Origin of the sequence: Lentzea sp. NPDC058436 (assembly GCF_042721515.1) — a bacterium.
Taxonomy (GTDB): domain Bacteria; phylum Actinomycetota; class Actinomycetes; order Mycobacteriales; family Pseudonocardiaceae; genus Lentzea.
The window spans coordinates 1264935-1279835 of record NZ_JBHXLF010000001.1 but is presented as its reverse complement, the minus strand read 5'-3'; the positions used below and the strand labels follow the sequence as shown (position 1 = coordinate 1279835).

At 70.5% G+C, this 14901-nt stretch carries 15 protein-coding genes; 9 read left to right on the top strand and 6 right to left on the bottom strand.

Features of this window, described 5'->3' with window-relative positions; translation table 11 throughout:
- The first annotated feature begins 34 nt into the window (after positions 1 to 34).
- Complete coding sequence (locus tag ACFWN2_RS04995; RefSeq protein WP_382424963.1) at positions 35 to 1003, top strand: helix-turn-helix transcriptional regulator; 969 nt, start codon at positions 35 to 37, stop codon at positions 1001 to 1003.
- Here the strand turns inward: ACFWN2_RS04995 and ACFWN2_RS04990 are convergent.
- From ACFWN2_RS04990 to ACFWN2_RS04970, 5 genes are read right to left on the bottom strand one after another with little or no spacing between them, the layout of a single operon-like run.
- Complete coding sequence (locus tag ACFWN2_RS04990) at positions 991 to 1737, bottom strand: DUF3626 domain-containing protein (protein WP_382424962.1); 747 nt, start codon at positions 1735 to 1737, stop codon at positions 991 to 993. The genes ACFWN2_RS04995 and ACFWN2_RS04990 overlap by 13 nt on opposite strands.
- Positions 1727 to 2341 carry a DUF2238 domain-containing protein gene (locus ACFWN2_RS04985; RefSeq protein ID WP_382424961.1) on the bottom strand — a complete coding sequence of 205 codons (615 nt, stop codon included), beginning with the start codon at positions 2339 to 2341 and terminating at the stop codon, positions 1727 to 1729. The genes ACFWN2_RS04990 and ACFWN2_RS04985 overlap by 11 nt, the downstream gene beginning before the upstream one ends.
- Positions 2331 to 2849, bottom strand: a complete 519-nt coding sequence (locus tag ACFWN2_RS04980; protein WP_382425589.1) for a sugar O-acetyltransferase — start codon at positions 2847 to 2849, stop codon at positions 2331 to 2333. Before ACFWN2_RS04980 ends, ACFWN2_RS04985 begins: the two co-directional genes overlap by 11 nt.
- A gap of 17 nt (positions 2850 to 2866) precedes the next feature.
- Positions 2867 to 3625 carry an SWIM zinc finger family protein gene (locus ACFWN2_RS04975; protein ID WP_382424960.1) on the bottom strand — a complete coding sequence of 253 codons (759 nt, stop codon included), beginning with the start codon at positions 3623 to 3625 and terminating at the stop codon, positions 2867 to 2869.
- Positions 3622 to 5943 carry a DEAD/DEAH box helicase gene (locus tag ACFWN2_RS04970; RefSeq protein ID WP_382424959.1) on the bottom strand — a complete coding sequence of 774 codons (2322 nt, stop codon included), beginning with the start codon at positions 5941 to 5943 and terminating at the stop codon, positions 3622 to 3624. The genes ACFWN2_RS04975 and ACFWN2_RS04970 overlap by 4 nt, the downstream gene beginning before the upstream one ends.
- 41 nt (positions 5944 to 5984) lie before the next feature.
- Between ACFWN2_RS04970 and ACFWN2_RS04965 the strand changes: the two genes are divergently transcribed.
- On the top strand, positions 5985 to 6737 hold the full coding sequence (locus ACFWN2_RS04965; RefSeq protein ID WP_382424958.1) for a TetR/AcrR family transcriptional regulator: 753 nt from the start codon (positions 5985 to 5987) through the stop codon (positions 6735 to 6737).
- Here ACFWN2_RS04965 and ACFWN2_RS04960 read toward each other — a convergent pair.
- Positions 6734 to 7585, bottom strand: a complete 852-nt coding sequence (locus ACFWN2_RS04960; RefSeq protein WP_382424957.1) for a hypothetical protein — start codon at positions 7583 to 7585, stop codon at positions 6734 to 6736. The genes ACFWN2_RS04965 and ACFWN2_RS04960 overlap by 4 nt on opposite strands.
- A gap of 286 nt (positions 7586 to 7871) precedes the next feature.
- Between ACFWN2_RS04960 and ACFWN2_RS04955 the strand changes: the two genes are divergently transcribed.
- The 7 genes from ACFWN2_RS04955 to ACFWN2_RS04925 all read left to right on the top strand — a co-directional run bounded on the left by ACFWN2_RS04955 (position 7872) and on the right by ACFWN2_RS04925 (position 14900).
- Positions 7872 to 8348 carry a hypothetical protein gene (locus ACFWN2_RS04955; protein ID WP_382424956.1) on the top strand — a complete coding sequence of 159 codons (477 nt, stop codon included), beginning with the start codon at positions 7872 to 7874 and terminating at the stop codon, positions 8346 to 8348.
- A 210-nt stretch (positions 8349 to 8558) separates the two neighbouring features.
- Positions 8559 to 8690 (top strand): hypothetical protein, encoded by a 132-nt coding sequence (locus ACFWN2_RS04950; protein ID WP_382424955.1) that lies wholly within the window; start codon positions 8559 to 8561, stop codon positions 8688 to 8690.
- A 123-nt stretch (positions 8691 to 8813) separates the two neighbouring features.
- Positions 8814 to 10055, top strand: a complete 1242-nt coding sequence (locus ACFWN2_RS04945; RefSeq protein WP_382424954.1) for a hypothetical protein — start codon at positions 8814 to 8816, stop codon at positions 10053 to 10055.
- Positions 10052 to 11008, top strand: a complete 957-nt coding sequence (locus tag ACFWN2_RS04940; RefSeq protein ID WP_382424953.1) for a transporter substrate-binding domain-containing protein — start codon at positions 10052 to 10054, stop codon at positions 11006 to 11008. Before ACFWN2_RS04945 ends, ACFWN2_RS04940 begins: the two co-directional genes overlap by 4 nt.
- Positions 11009 to 11020: 12 nt before the next feature.
- On the top strand, positions 11021 to 13147 hold the full coding sequence (locus ACFWN2_RS04935) for a tetratricopeptide repeat protein (RefSeq protein WP_382424952.1): 2127 nt from the start codon (positions 11021 to 11023) through the stop codon (positions 13145 to 13147).
- Positions 13147 to 14115, top strand: coding sequence for a PP2C family serine/threonine-protein phosphatase (locus tag ACFWN2_RS04930; protein ID WP_382424951.1), 969 nt, complete (start codon positions 13147 to 13149; stop codon positions 14113 to 14115). The genes ACFWN2_RS04935 and ACFWN2_RS04930 overlap by 1 nt, the downstream gene beginning before the upstream one ends.
- A 38-nt stretch (positions 14116 to 14153) precedes the next feature.
- The gene (locus tag ACFWN2_RS04925; protein ID WP_382424950.1) at positions 14154 to 14900 is read left to right on the top strand and encodes a dienelactone hydrolase family protein; all 747 of its coding nucleotides are present in this window, start codon (positions 14154 to 14156) and stop codon (positions 14898 to 14900) included.
- Position 14901 lies beyond the last annotated feature (1 nt).

The following is a 14901-nucleotide window of genomic DNA, read 5'->3' as shown; positions in this document are numbered from 1 at the left end:
TCGGTGTGTCAGTGGTTTGTGGCAGTGTGTCCGCGTGCGCGCGAGCCGGTTGGTGTCCCTGTTGCTCCTCCTCCAGGCCAAGGGCCGGATGACGGCGCAGGCGCTGGCCGACGAGCTGGAGGTGTCGGTGCGCACGATCTACCGCGACGTGGAGTCGCTGCACGCGGCCGGCGTGCCCCTGTACGGCGACGCCGGTCCGTCCGGCGGGTACCAGCTGCTCGACGGCTACCGGACGCGGCTGACCGGGTTGACCGAGCAGGAGGCCGAGTCGTTGTTCCTGGCCGGGTTGCCGGGGCCGGCGGCGGATCTGGGGCTCGGGGACGCGGTGTCGGCGGCGCAGCTCAAGTTGATGGCGGCGTTGCCGTCGCCGATGCGTGACCGGGCCTCGCGGATGGCGACGCGGTTCCACCTCGACGCGCCCGCCTGGTACTACGACCCGGAGCGGTCGCCGTTCCTCGGGCTGGTGGCGGACGCGGTGTGGCGGGAGCGGGTGCTGGAGGTCAGCTATCGGCGGTGGCGTTCGCCTGAGGACGTGACTCGGGTGCTGCGGCCGCTGGGGCTCGTGTTGAAGGCCGGGCGCTGGTACCTGGTGGCGCAGGGGGCGTCGCGGATCTCGACGTACCGGGTGGCGCAGATCCAGTCGGCCGTGGTGCTGGACGAGTCGTTCGCGAGGCCGGACGGGTTCGACCTCGCGGCGCACTGGGCGGAGTCGCTGGAGGACTTCCAGGCCCGGCAGTACACCGGCGAGGCGGTGATCAGGTTGTCGGAACGGGGCTGGGAGTCGTTCGCGTCGCACGTGTTGCCGGTGGTGGCGAAGGCGGCGGAGGAGTCCGTTGTGGACGACGGGGACGGGTTCCGGGTGACGATCCCGATCGAGTCGCTCAGCCACGCGACCGGGATGCTGCTGCGGCTGGCCGGTGAGGTCGAGGTGCTGGAGCCCGCAGAGCTCAGGGACCAGGTGACGGCGGCGGTGCGGCGGCTGGCGTCGATCTACCTGGGGTGACCGAAGCGCGCGAGGTGGTGCCAGAGGTGTTTGACGACCTGGGGTGGTGCTTTCGCGTCGTCGAGGAGCCGTGGCGTGAGGACGCCGTCCTCGGCGATCTCCAGTCCCAGTGCGACGGACTCGGGTGTGCGGTAGCCGGGGTGGCGCAGGAGGTCCTGTGTGGACAGCCGGAAGCCGGGGTGCCGTTCGACCGGGCACGGCAGCCAGACCTCGGGGTGGCTCGGGTCGAGGACGACCGCTTCGACGTCGTCGAGGGTGACGGGACCGTGGACGTGGGCTTCGACGTAGTCGTCGAGGAAGTCCAGGCCGTCGTCCTCGGTCAGGGCGAAGTGCCGGGCGGTGCCGAAGTCGACCGGTTCGAAGACGCTGTCCGGGTAGCAGAACGTCGTGCGGTCGAGCACGTCCTCGCGAAGACGCAGGTGCGCCGATCCGAAGCGCGGTGCGGCGCCGCAGGCCAGCCGGCGGGTGTTGAGCGCGCCGTACTTGGGCCGGTCCGCGGGTGCCGCGTGGTCGTAGGCGCCGCCGAACAGGCGGCTCTCCCAGTCGCGGCGCGCGCCTCCGAGGCCGCCGTTGCTGGTGCCGGTCTCGAACTGCGACCGGTAGACGCCGTCGCGGACGAGTCCGTCCAGCACTCCCCTGCCGGGGTGGAAGTTCAGCGTCACGCGGAGGTCGCGCGGCAGCGGCCCGCCCGCGGACAGGCTCTCGACGTGCGCGATGGCCTGCTCAAACGGCACGCGCGAGCTCCCGGTCGTGCACGCGCGCCAACGTCAGCTGCGCGGCCAGCGCGCCCAGCAGTGCCATGAACATGTCCCACTGGGTGTCCCAGACGTCGCCCTGGGTGCCGAGGAACTCGTCCGCGGCCGACCCGCCGAGCACCGCGGCCAGCCACTCGCCCAGTTCGTAGGTCGCGCTGAACGCCAGGCACACGCACACGACGAGGAAGAACAGCCATCCGCCCGGCCGAAGCGGTGAGCGGCGCAGCAGGATCTCGCGGGCGAGCACCGCGGGCACGAAGCCCTGCACGAAGTGCGCGAACCGGTCGTAGTGGTTGCGCGCCAGGTCGAACCAGTCCTGCACCCAGAATCCCGCCGGCACGCGGGCGTAGGTGTAGTGGCCTCCGAGGATCAGCACCAGCGCGTGCAGGAAGATCAGCCGGTACAGCAGCGGCGTCAGCCGGAACCGCCGGTAGGTCGCCACCAGCAGCGCGCCGCCGATCACGACGGGCGCGACCTCGAGGTACCAGGTGGCGCGGTCGTAGGGGCCGATGCCCGACACGACCAGCGCCACGGCCGTCAGTCCGAGCAGGACCAACGGCTCGATGTGCGTCTTAGAGCTCACGGACCACCTTGCAGGGATTGCCGACGGCGAGCACGCGCGGCGGGATGTCGCGCGTGACGACGCTACCGGCTCCGATGACCGAGTTCTCGCCGATCGTGACGCCGGCGCAGACGATGACGCCGCCGCCGAGCCACACGTTGTCGCCGATGGTGATGGGCGCGGCGGACTCGAAGCGCTGCCGCCGGGCCTCGTGGTCCTCGATCGGGTGCAGGGCGGTGAGCAACTGGGCGCGCGGGCCGATGGAGACGTCGTCGCCGATGGTGATGGTGGCGCAGTCCATGAGGATGGCGTCGTAGTTGAGGAAGCTGTTGGAGCCCAGGTGGATCTGGTAGCCGTAGTCGCACTGCAGCCGCGGCATGACCCACGAGCCTTCGCCGACCGAGCCGAAGAGCTTCGCGATGACCTCGCCGGAGCGGGTTGTGTTGAACTCGTCGACCAACGCCTGGGCGCGCTGCCGTTCGGCGACGAGCTCGGGGTCGGAGTCCTTGTACAGCAGGCCGGTCATCATCTTCTGCTTCTCGGTGATCACCCTTCGAGAGTGCCCGAACGCAGCAGTGCGCGGGCGCGGGAGGCGGCGATCTCCATCAGCGCCACCAGTTCCGCGGCGTCGAAACCGGGCGGCGGTTCGACCGCGAGCACCACAGGTGTGGTGGCCGGAAGTGGTGGACGGGCGGGCAGCTGACCTGCTTCTTCGTGCGAAACCACCACAGGTGTTCTGGTGCCGACGGGTCCGGCGACGCGGTCGCGCAGGGCGTCGAGGAGTTCCTGTTCCGGTTTTCCCTTGAGCAGCAGCAGGACGAACGGGTCGGCGTCGAGCAGCCAGCCGACCTGGAACGCGAGTGCGGCGGCGTGGCGGCACGGGAGTTCCCAGCCGTCGCAGTCGCATTCGGGTTCGAGGTCGCCGATGCCGGGCAGCAGGTCCACTCCGGACTCTTCGGCGGCGACGACGAGGTCGCGGGGCATGTCGTTGTCCAGCAACGCGGCGATGTGGGCGGAGTTCTCGGCGACGCGGTCGAGGAACCGTCCCCATTGGACCTCGGAGAGCTCGGGGATGCTCACGGTGGTGCTGTAGGCGGTGTCGTCGTCGTGGACCTGGGCGTGCAGTCGGCCGGGGCTGACGGTGATGGGGCCGACGACGCCGGCGTGGGCGTAGCGGCGGCCGAGCTTGAGCATGCCGGAGTCCAGCGCGGTGTCCTTGAGCGCCTTGTCCCACGTCCTGCCCCACCACGAGGTGGCGATGCGGCGCTTGACCTTGGGGAACGCGGCGAATCCGCGGGCGGTCATGGCGCGCTCCTGAGCTGGACGAGTTCGGCGAGTTCGGCGTCGGTGAGTTCGGTGAACGCGGCCTCTCCCCCGCGCAGGACGGCGTCGGCGAGGTCGCGCTTGTCCTGCAGGAGCGCGGCGATGCGTTCCTCGACGGTGCCTTCGGTGACGAGCTTGTGCACCTGGACGGGTCTGGTCTGGCCGATGCGGTAGGCGCGGTCGGTGGCCTGGTCCTCGACGGCGGGGTTCCACCAGCGGTCGAAGTGGATCACGTGGTCGGCGCGGGTGAGGTTGAGGCCGGTGCCGGCGGCTTTGAGCGACAGCAGGAACACGGGTGCGCGGCCGTTCTGGAAGTCGTCGACCATCTCCTCGCGCCGGGGCACGGGGGTGCCGCCGTGCAGGAACCGGGTGGGCTGTTTGATGTGCCGCTCCAGCAGCCGGGCCATGCCGACGTACTGGGTGAAGATCAGCGCGGAGCCGTCCTCGGCGATGATCGTGTCGAGCAGTTCGTCGAGCAGGTCGAGCTTGCCGGACGTGCCGCGCAGCGCGTCGTGGCCGAGGTAGTGCGACGGGTGGTTGCAGATCTGCTTGAGCCCGGTGAGCAGTTTCAGCACGAGCCCGCGCCGGGCGATGCCGTCGGAGTGGGCGATCTGGTCGAGGGTCTCGCGGGTCAGCGCCTCGTAGAGCGCGGCCTGCTCGACCGACAGCGACACGTACCGGTCGGTCTCGGTCTTGGCGGGCAGTTCGGGGGCGACGCCGGGGTCGGTCTTGCGGCGGCGCAGCAGGAACGGCCGGACGACCTTGGCGAGGGTGTCGTCGGGTTCGGGCCAGCGGGTGCGGAACGCGCGGTGCGTGCCGAGCAGGCCCGGTGTCGTCCAGTCCAGCACGGCCCACAGCTCGGACAGCGAGTTCTCGACGGGGGTGCCGGACAGCGCGACGCGGGCGCCGCTGGGGATGGAGCGCAGTGCTTTGGCGGTGCCGGAGTGCGGGTTCTTGACGTGCTGGGCCTCGTCGGCGACGACCATGCCCCAGTCGTGGCCGCGCAACGCCTCGGCGTCCAGGCGCATGGTGCCGTAGGTGGTGAGCACGACTCCCTCGGTCGCGAGAGTCCGTTGTGGACCGTGGTAGCGGCTGACGGGCGTGGCGGGGGCGAAGCGGTGGATCTCGCGTTCCCAGTTGCCCAGCAGCGAGGCCGGGCAGACGACGAGGGTGGGGCGCGGGTCGGCGCGGTGCAGGTGCAGCGCGATGAGGGTGATGGTCTTGCCGAGGCCCATGTCGTCGGCCAGGCACGCGCCGAGTCCGAGGCTCGTCATGTGGGCGAGCCAGCGCAGGCCGTGCAGCTGGTAGTCGCGCAGCTGTGCCCGCAACGCGGCGGGCTGCGGGAACTGGGGCACGGTGGTGATCGCGGCGGTGAGGCTGTGCGGGGCGACCTCGGCGCGTTCGCCGTCGATGATCGCGACGCCGGTGAGCGCGGCGGTGACGGCCTGTGCGGCGGTGAGCGGTTTGAGCTGCTGGCGGGCCTTCTTCTTGAGGCTCGGGTCGACGAGCACCCACTGGTCGCGCAGCTTCACGACCGGCCGGGACGCCTCGGCGACGAGGTCCATCTCGGTCTGCGTCAGCTCCTGGCCACCGAGGGCGAGCCGCCAGTCGAACGTGAGCAGGTCGCCTGTCTGGAACGTCCCGCTGGACTCGCCGATGACGGCCTTGGCGGACAGGCCGGTGGTGAGCTCGCGCGGCCAGTGGACCTCGATGTCGGTGCCGAGCAGTTCGCCGACCTCGCCGTCGGTGAGCTCGGCGGCGTCGAGCAGGCGTTGCAGCGGCGGCCAGTCGATGCGGCTGATGGCCCGGATGGCGTCGAGCTCGCGGCCGGAGCCGCGCACGTCCTGCGGGTAGGGGTCGGTGATGGCGCGGACCTGCACGATAGCCCGGAACCGCAGGTCGTCGGTGGTCTCGATGCGCAGGGAGATCTTGATCTGCTCGTCGGCCCACGCCTTGAGGCCGGAGACGTCGCAGGGTTCGGTGCCGGCGAACGGCCCGGTGCCGGTGCGGGGCAGGGTGTCGGCGACGGCGTCGAGGAACGCGCGGAGCCGGTCGTAGTCGTCGTGCGCGGCGAGCTGACGCAGGTGCAGCTCGTCGGCGTGGTCGAGCGGCCCGACGCGCCACGTGTCGTGACCCGCCGCCGTCACACCGGGCACGATCCGGCCGCGGGCGACGAGGGTGAGCGCGGTCGCCGCCGCCACACCCCAGTAGCCGTCGTCGTCCAGCACCTCCGGCAAGGCGTCGATCAGGGGTTTTCCGTCGAACTGGCCGAGTCGGGGTGGGTCGGCAGGCACGAACATACTCTGTACCGTACACCATACGGTACGGTAGTGTGGTGGCCGTGATCGAACACACGGGCAGCGGTGACCCGGCGCGGACGCTGGCGTTGCTGTGGCGCACCCAGGAACGCGTGTCACGCAAGGGCAAGCCGGACCTGAGCGTGGACCGGATCGTGCGGGCGGGCATCACCCTGGCCGACTCCGACGGGCTCAGGGCGCTGTCGATGCGGCGCGTGGCCGAGACGCTGGGCGTGGGGACGATGTCGCTCTACACCTACGTGCCGGGCAAGGGCGAGCTGATCGACGTCATGGTCGACACCGTGCAGTCCGCGACCGGCCGCGAACCGGCGGGCGGATGGCGCGAGCACCTCGCGTACGTGGCACGCGAGAACCTGACCCTGTACCGGCGGCACCCGTGGTTGCTGCAGGTGGCGCCGGCCCGCACGGTGCTGGGCCCGCAGGTCGCGGCGAAGTACGACTTCGAGCTGCGCGGCCTGGAGGGCGCGGGCCTGTCGGACGTGGAGATGGACTCGGTGCTCAACCTGGTGCTCGGGCACGTGCAGAACTCGGCGCGGGACCTGACGGCGGCCGCGGTGACCGAGAAGGAGACCGGGCTGACCGACCAGCAGTGGTGGGACGCGGCGGCGCCGTTCCTGATGACGGTGTTCGACCCGGCCCGCTACCCCGTCGCCGCACGCGTGGGGGCGGCCGTCGGGCAGGCGCACCAGAGCGCGTTCAGCCCGGAGCACTCGTTCGAGTTCGGGCTGGAGATGATCCTGGACGGAGTGGCGCGGCTGGTCGAGTCGCGGGCCTAGAGGCCGAGCTTCTCGATGGCGCGGTGCAGGTCGTCGAGCGCCGCCGAATGCTTCTCGGGCCGGTTCACCATCCGGTTGACCAATGCACGATGCTCCCGAACGCATCCCTTCCAATCAGGAGATTGGCTGTCGAGCGACCCCCTGTCGTACCTTCCCGCGAGCCAGTCGTCCACGACGATGACGTCGGGTGTCTCGATTTCCTGATCCGGTTCACCTTCCTTGGTGGACTTGACGTGGACGGTGACGGAAACGACGTAGATCCAGCCCCAGGTTCCCTCGCTGATCTCGTCCGGCCCGATCGACACCAGAAACCTGTCGGGTTTTTGCCCCTCGACGGTGAACAGGTCTTCCTTGCTCGTCTTGTATCCCGATGCTCCGCCCTTGGTCGGAATTCGGAAGTCAAATGAGGCCGACGCCGGCAGACCTCCGGCTCCGGTGCACGAATCGAGTCTGGCGTGATCCTTAACGGTGACGTCGATCTTGTGAATCAGCGCGGTCTGCCCGCCCGTGTTGTTCAGGACGACGTCGACCGCGCCCGAACCTCCCTCCAGGACGCCTGTCAGGGGTTCGTGTCCTCTGGTGTCTTGGCCCTGCACCGGGACGTTCTTCTTGACGTCTGGCCGCACGATGACGAAGTCGAGCACCGGTGTGATGTCGCGCGTGGCGACCGCTCGGTCGTTCGTGTAGGAGAGCACGGCGAACACGAACGCTCCGACGGTGGCCAGAAGGGTGACGGCTCCCGCGATTAACGGGCCTGCGGAGCGGCGCTGCGGGCTTTCCTCGGCGGGCGGGCGTCTTTTCTGCTGCTGTGGCCGCGGAAGATTCTTCCCTCTTCCTTTCTTGGCCATCGAACTCCTAGTGTTCACACGGGCTCACGGGAACGCTGACGGTTCATCTATCTGATTACGCCCTTGCCGCGTTGCATCGTTGCGGGGTGTTCACACTTACGGAGCAATAAGGGATTCGATGCGATCTTGGAAAGCTGCGCGCAGCACGGTTGTCATGTTCGGCCTCGCCGCGATTCTTCTGGTGGCCGCGCTGGTTTTCGTGATGCTTCCCAGAGGTGGCGGCGATACCGCCGGCGGCTCCTCGCCGACGAGCGGTGGTGGCTCCTCACCGGCAGATGTGCCGCCGGTGAGGCTGGCGGATGTCGCGCTCAGCCGCCTGCCGGTGGGACCGGGTCCGTGTGGCACGAGCAAGCCGGTGCAGGTCGATGACACGGGCAAGGCGGTGGTGCAGATCGACCGCGGCGGGGAGGTGCGGCTGAGCCTGTCCGACAAGAGGTTCGGCGACCTCGACGGTGACGGCAACGACGAGATGGCCGTGCGGGTCGCGTGTTCGTACGAGGGCGGGAACCTGGTGTTCGGGATCGCGTTCTTGGTGTTCGCGAGCACCGGCCAGGACGTGCGGCGGATCGGGCTGGTCGACGTCCAGGAGGACCAGGACGTGCAGCGGCGTGGTCGGGTCGAGGACATCGTCTTCAAACCGGGCGAGGTCGTCACGGACGAGAGGTGGTTCGCTCCGGAAGATGCGAACTGCTGCCCGTCGACCTACATGACGACGACCTGGAAGCTGGAGAACGGGCTGCTCGTGTCGCAACCTCGCCAGTAGGCCTGGACGGGGTGGCGCGGCTGGTCGAGTCGCGGTCATGATGGCGGCGTGAACGACGAGTGGGTGCGCATCGCGCGCTACGACAACGTCAAGGGCAGGCCGACCTCCTCCGCCGCCGTGCGGGCCTGACTGCGCGAACGCGGCATCGACTGGTACCCGTTCGATCCCGCCGACGTCCGGGTCGACCTGATGTGCCGGCCGGGTTCCGGTGTGATCGCGATCTCCGTGCGGCCCGACGCGCTGCGCCGTCTGGGCCTGCATCCCGAGCAGCCGTCGTCGCAGGTCACGGGCGACTCGCCGCCCGCGTGGTGGCACGCGGAGGCCGAACGTCGCGGCTGCTGACATCTTCCGCTCGGTAACTCCTGAGTGACGTGTGGCGGGATGGGTCGTTAATTCCCACGCGGTGTGTCCGAGGTGCCTACAGTTACGCCACGCCGATCAACTCGCCGTTCGGGAGGCTCGCTCGTGGTGGTCGACTCGCAGCCGCGGCAGGCGCTGGTGCGCCGCGTCACCGGTCTGGCGCGGTCGACGCCGGGACGACTGAGCCTGATCGTCGTGGTGCTGGTCGTGGCGAGCCTGGCGAGCGGCTGGCTGACGACGTGGAGCGTGAACCGGCAGGAACGGGCGCTGGAGGACCTGGCGACGCGGTCCGAGCCGCTCGCGCACGCGGCGCAGGAGGTCTACCGCGCGTTGCAGGACGCCGACGCGACGGCCGCGAGCGCGTTCCTGTCCGGTGGGCTGGAGCCCTCGGAGCTGCGGGAACGCTACGAGGCCGACATCGCGCAGGCGCAGGCGGCGCTGTCGGTGGCGACGGCCTCCTCCCCCGAGCTGACGGCGACGCTGGCCGCGCAGTTGCCGGTGTACACGGGGTTGATCGAGACGGCGCGCACGAACAACCGGCAGGGCTTTCCCGTGGGTGCCGCGTACCTGCGTGAGGCGTCGGGGTTGATGCGCACGCAGCTGCTGCCGGCGGCGCAGGAGCTGTACCGGGCGGAGACCGACCGGGTGGGCCGCGCGCAGGACGAGGCGAGCTTCCCATGGGGCTCGGTCGGCGTCGCGCTGGCCGTCGTCATAGCGCTGGTGCTCACCCAGCGGTACCTGACGCGCAAGACGAACCGGCTGCTCAACGTCGGGCTCCTCGTCGCCACAACAGCAGCAGCCCTGTCGTTGTTGTGGATGACGACGGTGTCGGTGCTGGTCATGAACGACGTGGCGGACTCGCGGGCGGCGTCGGAGAAGGTCGACGTGCTGGCGCAGGCGCGGATCGCGACGCTGACCGCGCGCGGCGAGGAGACGCTGACGCTGGTCGCCCGGGGTGCGGGGCAGACCTACGAGAAGAACTTCGTCGAGGTGTCCGAACGGCTGGAGGGGCTGCTCGACCAGGCCGTCCGGCTGGACAACACCGCGGCCGTGGACGAGGCGATGCGGCAGTTCCGGCAGTGGCAGCAGGTGCACCAACGCATCCGCGAGGCCGACGACGCCGGGCAGTACAACGACGCGGTGGCGTTGATCGGCAACCCGTACTTCGACTCGCTGGACCAGGCGCTGGTGCGCGGGATCACCGAGGCGCGGCAGGACTTCAGCGACGAGGTCGCGGTGGCGCGGGTGTCGCTGTCGGGCACGGCGGTCGGGGTGCTGCTGCTCGCGGTGATCGGTGCGGCGGGGGCGGCGATGGGGTTGTGGCAGCGGCTCAAGGAGTACAGGTGAGGCGACTGGCGCTGGCAGCCGTGCTGCTGCTCGGGGCGTGTTCGGCGGGGCCGGCGCCCAGCGAGGTCGTGCCGCGCTCCGCCCCGGCGCCGCAGCCGGCGAACGCGAGCACGGTGTCGGCGGCGCCGAGCAGCCAGGCGAACCCGCCGGCGTCGTGCGACGCGACCGCGAGCCTGCGGCCGGGGGCGTTGCCGCAGGCGGGGCAGATGCCGGACGGCTCGACGATGGCGAAGATCGCGGCACGCGGCCGCCTGATCGCGGGTGTCGACCAGAACTCGTACCTGATGGGGTTCCGCAACTCCTTCACCGGCGAGATCGAGGGCTTCGACGTCGACGTGGCACGCCAGATCGCCAAGGCTGTGTTCGGTGACGAGAAGAAGGTGCAGTTCAAGGTCGTCACGGCGGCGGAGCGGATCCCGATGCTGCAGAGCGGCGCTGTCGACGTCGTGGTGCGCACCATGACGATCACCTGCGACCGGCTCAAGGACGTCGACTTCTCGCAGGTCTACTACCAGGCCGGGCAGCGGGTGCTGGTGCGCCGCAACTCCGGCATCATCGGCGTGGAGGGTCTCGCGGACAAGCGGGTGTGCGTGGCGTCGGGGTCGACGTCGCTCAACAACGTCGTGAACAGGGTGAAGACGACGATCAGCGTGCCGAACTGGACCGACTGCCTGGTGATGCTGCAGCAGGGGCAGACCGACGCGATCTCGACCGACGACACGATCCTCGCGGGCCTGGCCGCGCAGGACCCGTACACCGAGGTCGTGGGGGCGCGGTTCACCGACGAGTCCTACGGGGTGGGGGTCCCGAAGGGGCAGGAGGACCTGGTCCGGTTCGTCAACGGCGTGCTGGAGCGGATGCGCGCCGACGGCACGTGGCGCGGGATCTACGGGCGGTGGCTGACGCCGCTGGGTCCGGCGCCGACGCCGCCGGTCGCGCGGTACCGGGACTGAAAGGGGGCCTCGATGAGTGACGAGCTGCCGGAGACCGGGCCGTCCACGGCGCCGGGCACCGCGCCCTGGTCGGCATCGCAGGACATGACGCGGTCGTCGTCGGGACGGGCGCGGCGCGGCAGTGCGCGGTCGATGAGCCGCGGCCGGCTGGGCGCGGGCCTGGTCGAGGTGCCGCGGGTGCCCTACCGGGACCCGAAGACCGCGGTGCTGGAGAACCCCGAGGTCCCGGAGGCCAAGCGGTTCTGTTCGAAGTGCGGCAAGAAGGTCGGCCGGACCAAGGACGGCAAGCAGGGCCGGGTGGAGGGCTTCTGCCCTCAGTGCGGGCACGCCTACTCGTTCACGCCGAAGCTCGAACCGGGTGAGGTGCTGCACGACCAGTACGAGGTGCTGGGGTGCCTGGCGCACGGCGGCCTGGGCTGGCTGTACCTGGCGCTCGACCACGCGGTGAGCGACCGGTGGGTGGTGCTCAAAGGCCTGCTCGACTCAGGTGACGCCGACGCGATGGCGGCGGCGCTGGCGGAGCGGCGGTTCCTCGCCGAGGTCGAGCACCCGAACATCGTGAAGATCCACAACTTCATCCGCCACGAGAGCCGCGTGAGCGAGAAGCTCGTCGAGTACATCGTGATGGAGTACGTCGGCGGCGAGTCCATCAAGGACATGATCACGCGTCGGCGCCGCGACGGCCGCGGTGACGAGGCGCTGCCGCTCGCGCAGGCCATCGCCTACGTGCTGGAGATCCTGCCCGCCGTGGGCTATCTGCACGGTGTGGGCCTGCTGTACTGCGACTTCAAACCGGACAACATGATCCACACCGAGGAGCAGCTCAAGCTGATCGACCTGGGCGCGGTGCGGCGCATCGACGACCACCACTCCCCCATCTACGGCACGGTCGGCTACCAGGCGCCGGAGATCGGCACGATCGGCCCGTCGGTGTTCTCCGACATCTACACGGTCGGGCGCGCGCTGGCGGTGATGAGCTTCCCGTTCGACTTCCGCGGCAAGTGCAAGGACCGCCTGCCGTCGGTGGACGAGGAGCAGCTGCTGGGCCGGTTCTCCTCGTTCCACCGGCTGCTGCTGCGGGCGACGAACCCGAACCCGGAGCTGCGGTTCTCCTCGGCCGAGGACATGGCCGAGCAGCTCACGGGCGTGCTGCGCGAGGTGCTGGCGATCGAGGACGGCGTGCCGAGGCCGGGCCTGTCGCGCCAGTTCACGCCGGAACGCCGCCGGTTCGGTGTGGAGGGCGCGCTGGACCTGCGGGAGGTGGCGCTGGCGTTGCCGGCGCCGTCGGTGAGCACGTCGGACGCGGCCGCCTCGTGGCTCGCGACGGCGACGACGTCGGACCCGGAGGGGCTGCGCAAGGCACCGGAGCTGACGGTGGAGGTGCGGCTGCGGATCGTGCGGGTGCTGATCGAGTCCGGTGACACCGCGGCGGCGCTGCTGGAGCTGGGGACGCTGACGGCGCCGTCGATGTTCGACGAGCCGGAGCTCGACCCTGCGGAGGACTGGCGTGCCGACTGGTTCCGGGGCCTCGCGGCGCTGGTCGACGGCCGCGCGCAGGACGCGTTGGGGTTCTTCGACGCGGTGTGCTCGGCGATCCCCGGCGAGGCCGCCCCGAAGCTCGCGCTCGGCGTGTGCGCGGAGGCCGTCGGCGATCTGAAGGGCGCGGTGGGCTGGTACGAGCTGGTGTGGCACACCGACCACGCGTACGTGTCGGCGGCGTTCGGCCTGGCGCGGGTGCTGCTGGAGTGCGGGGACCGGGCGAGGGCGGTGGAGGTGCTGCTGTCCGTTCCGGACACATCTTCACAACATCTGCCGGCGCAGATCGCGGCGGTGCGCGCGCAGCTCGGCGACTGCGCCGCTGAGGACCTCGTCGCGGCCGGGGAACGGTTGCACGCCTTGGACATCGACGTTCACTCGCACACGCAGCTGTCGGCGGAGGTGCTGGAGGCGGCGTACGACTACGTGACCCGCAATCAGGCCGCCGAGGGCAAGGTGCTGGACTGTGCACTCTCCGAACACGAACTTCGGCTGGGTCTGGAGCGTCGCTACCGCACGCTGGCCCGGTTCGCGGCCACGCCGGAGGAACGGATCGCATTGGTGGACCGCGCGAACGCGGTAAGGCCTAGGACGTTGGTTTGATGGACACCCTGAAGTGCCCGGAGTGCTTCGCGCCCGTCGCGGCGGAGGACCGGTTCTGCGAGGCGTGCGGACGCAACCTGCTGGTGCGCCGCACGCCGCTGGGCGGACCGACCGGTCCCGCGCAGGCCTCGTGCATCCTGTGCGGGTCGCCGGACATCGATGACGAGGACTACTGCACCCAGTGCGGCCGGCACCAGCCCTCGGCGCGTGACCGCGTCGAGTACGCGCTGGGCGCCGTGTCCGGTGTGTCGGACCGCGGCAAGCGGCGGGCGCGCAACGAGGACTCGATGGCGTTCGGTCACGTCGCGGGCAAGGGTGTCGCCGCCGTCGTCTGCGACGGTGTGGCCTCCTCCGAACGCGCCGAGCAGGCCTCGCAGGCCGCCGCCGACGCCGCCGTGGACGTGCTGCTCAACGCGCTGATCGACACCGCGGACCCCGAGCAGGCCATGGTCGACGCCGTCGCCGCCTCCTGCTTCGCGGTGGAGAAGCTGGTCGAGGACGAGCCCCTCGAACCGGGCGGCCGGGGTGTGGCACCGTCGTGCACGTTCGTGTCGGCGCTGGTCACGGAGTCGTCGGTGACGATCGGCTGGGTCGGCGACTCGCGCGCCTACTGGCTGTCGGACGAGGGCTCGAAGCAGCTCACGGCGGACGACACGTGGGCGGCGCAGCTGGTCGCCGAGGGTGTGCTGACCGAGGAGCAGGCGCGCACGGACCGCCGCGCGCACGTGCTGTCGCGGTGGATCGGCGCGGACGCGGGCCGGGTGGAGCCGCAGGTCGTGACGCTGAAGCCGACGTCGCCGGGCGTGTTCCTGCTGTGCTCGGACGGCCTGCACAACTACAAGCCGGAGCCCGAGGACCTGCAGCCGTTGCTGCCGTGCGGGCCGGAGGAGTTCGTGAAGGTCGCGCTGGACGCGGGCGGTCACGACAACATCACCGTCGTGCTGGTGCCGTTCGCACCGGCCGACTAGCGACGCAGGCGCTCGCTCAACCTGGAAGGAACCTCTTCATGCCCGGCACGACCGTGGACGTGACCACCGAGGACGGCATCGCCGACGCCTACCTGGCGCGTCCCGACGGCGACGGCCCGTTCCCGGCGGTCCTGTTCTACATGGACGCCTTCGGCCTGCGCCCGCACCTGGAGAAGATGGCCGACCGCCTCGCCGAGGCGGGGTACGTGGTGTTGGTGCCCAACGTCTTCTACCGCGCGGGCCGCGCTCCGGTGGTCGACCTGCCGGAGTTCATCGACCCGTCGTCGCGCCCGGCGCTGTTCGAGAAGATCATGCCGATGCTGCGGTCGCTGACGCCGGAGGGGCTGATGAGCGACGCTGACGCCTACCTGCGTTTCCTGGCCGGCTCGCCGTTCACGGCGGACGGGCCGGTGGGCATCACGGGCTACTGCATGGGTGCCGGTCTGGCGTTGCGCACGGCGGGCACCTACCCGGACCGGGTGGCGGCCGCGGCGGGCTTCCACGGCGCCAACCTGGCGTCGGAGGCGGACGACAGCCCGCACCTGCTGGCCGGCAAGGTCACCGCGGAGCTGTACTTCGCGCACGCCGACCAGGACGCCGCGATGCCGCCCGAGCAGATCTCACGGCTGGAGCAGGCGCTGACCGAGGCGGGCGTGACGCACCGCTGCGAGGTCTACGAGGGCGCGCACCACGGCTACACGCAGGCCGACACCGCCGCGTACGACGCGGGGGCGGCGGAGCGTCACTGGACGGAGCTGCTGGCGCTGTTCTCGCGCACGCTCTGAG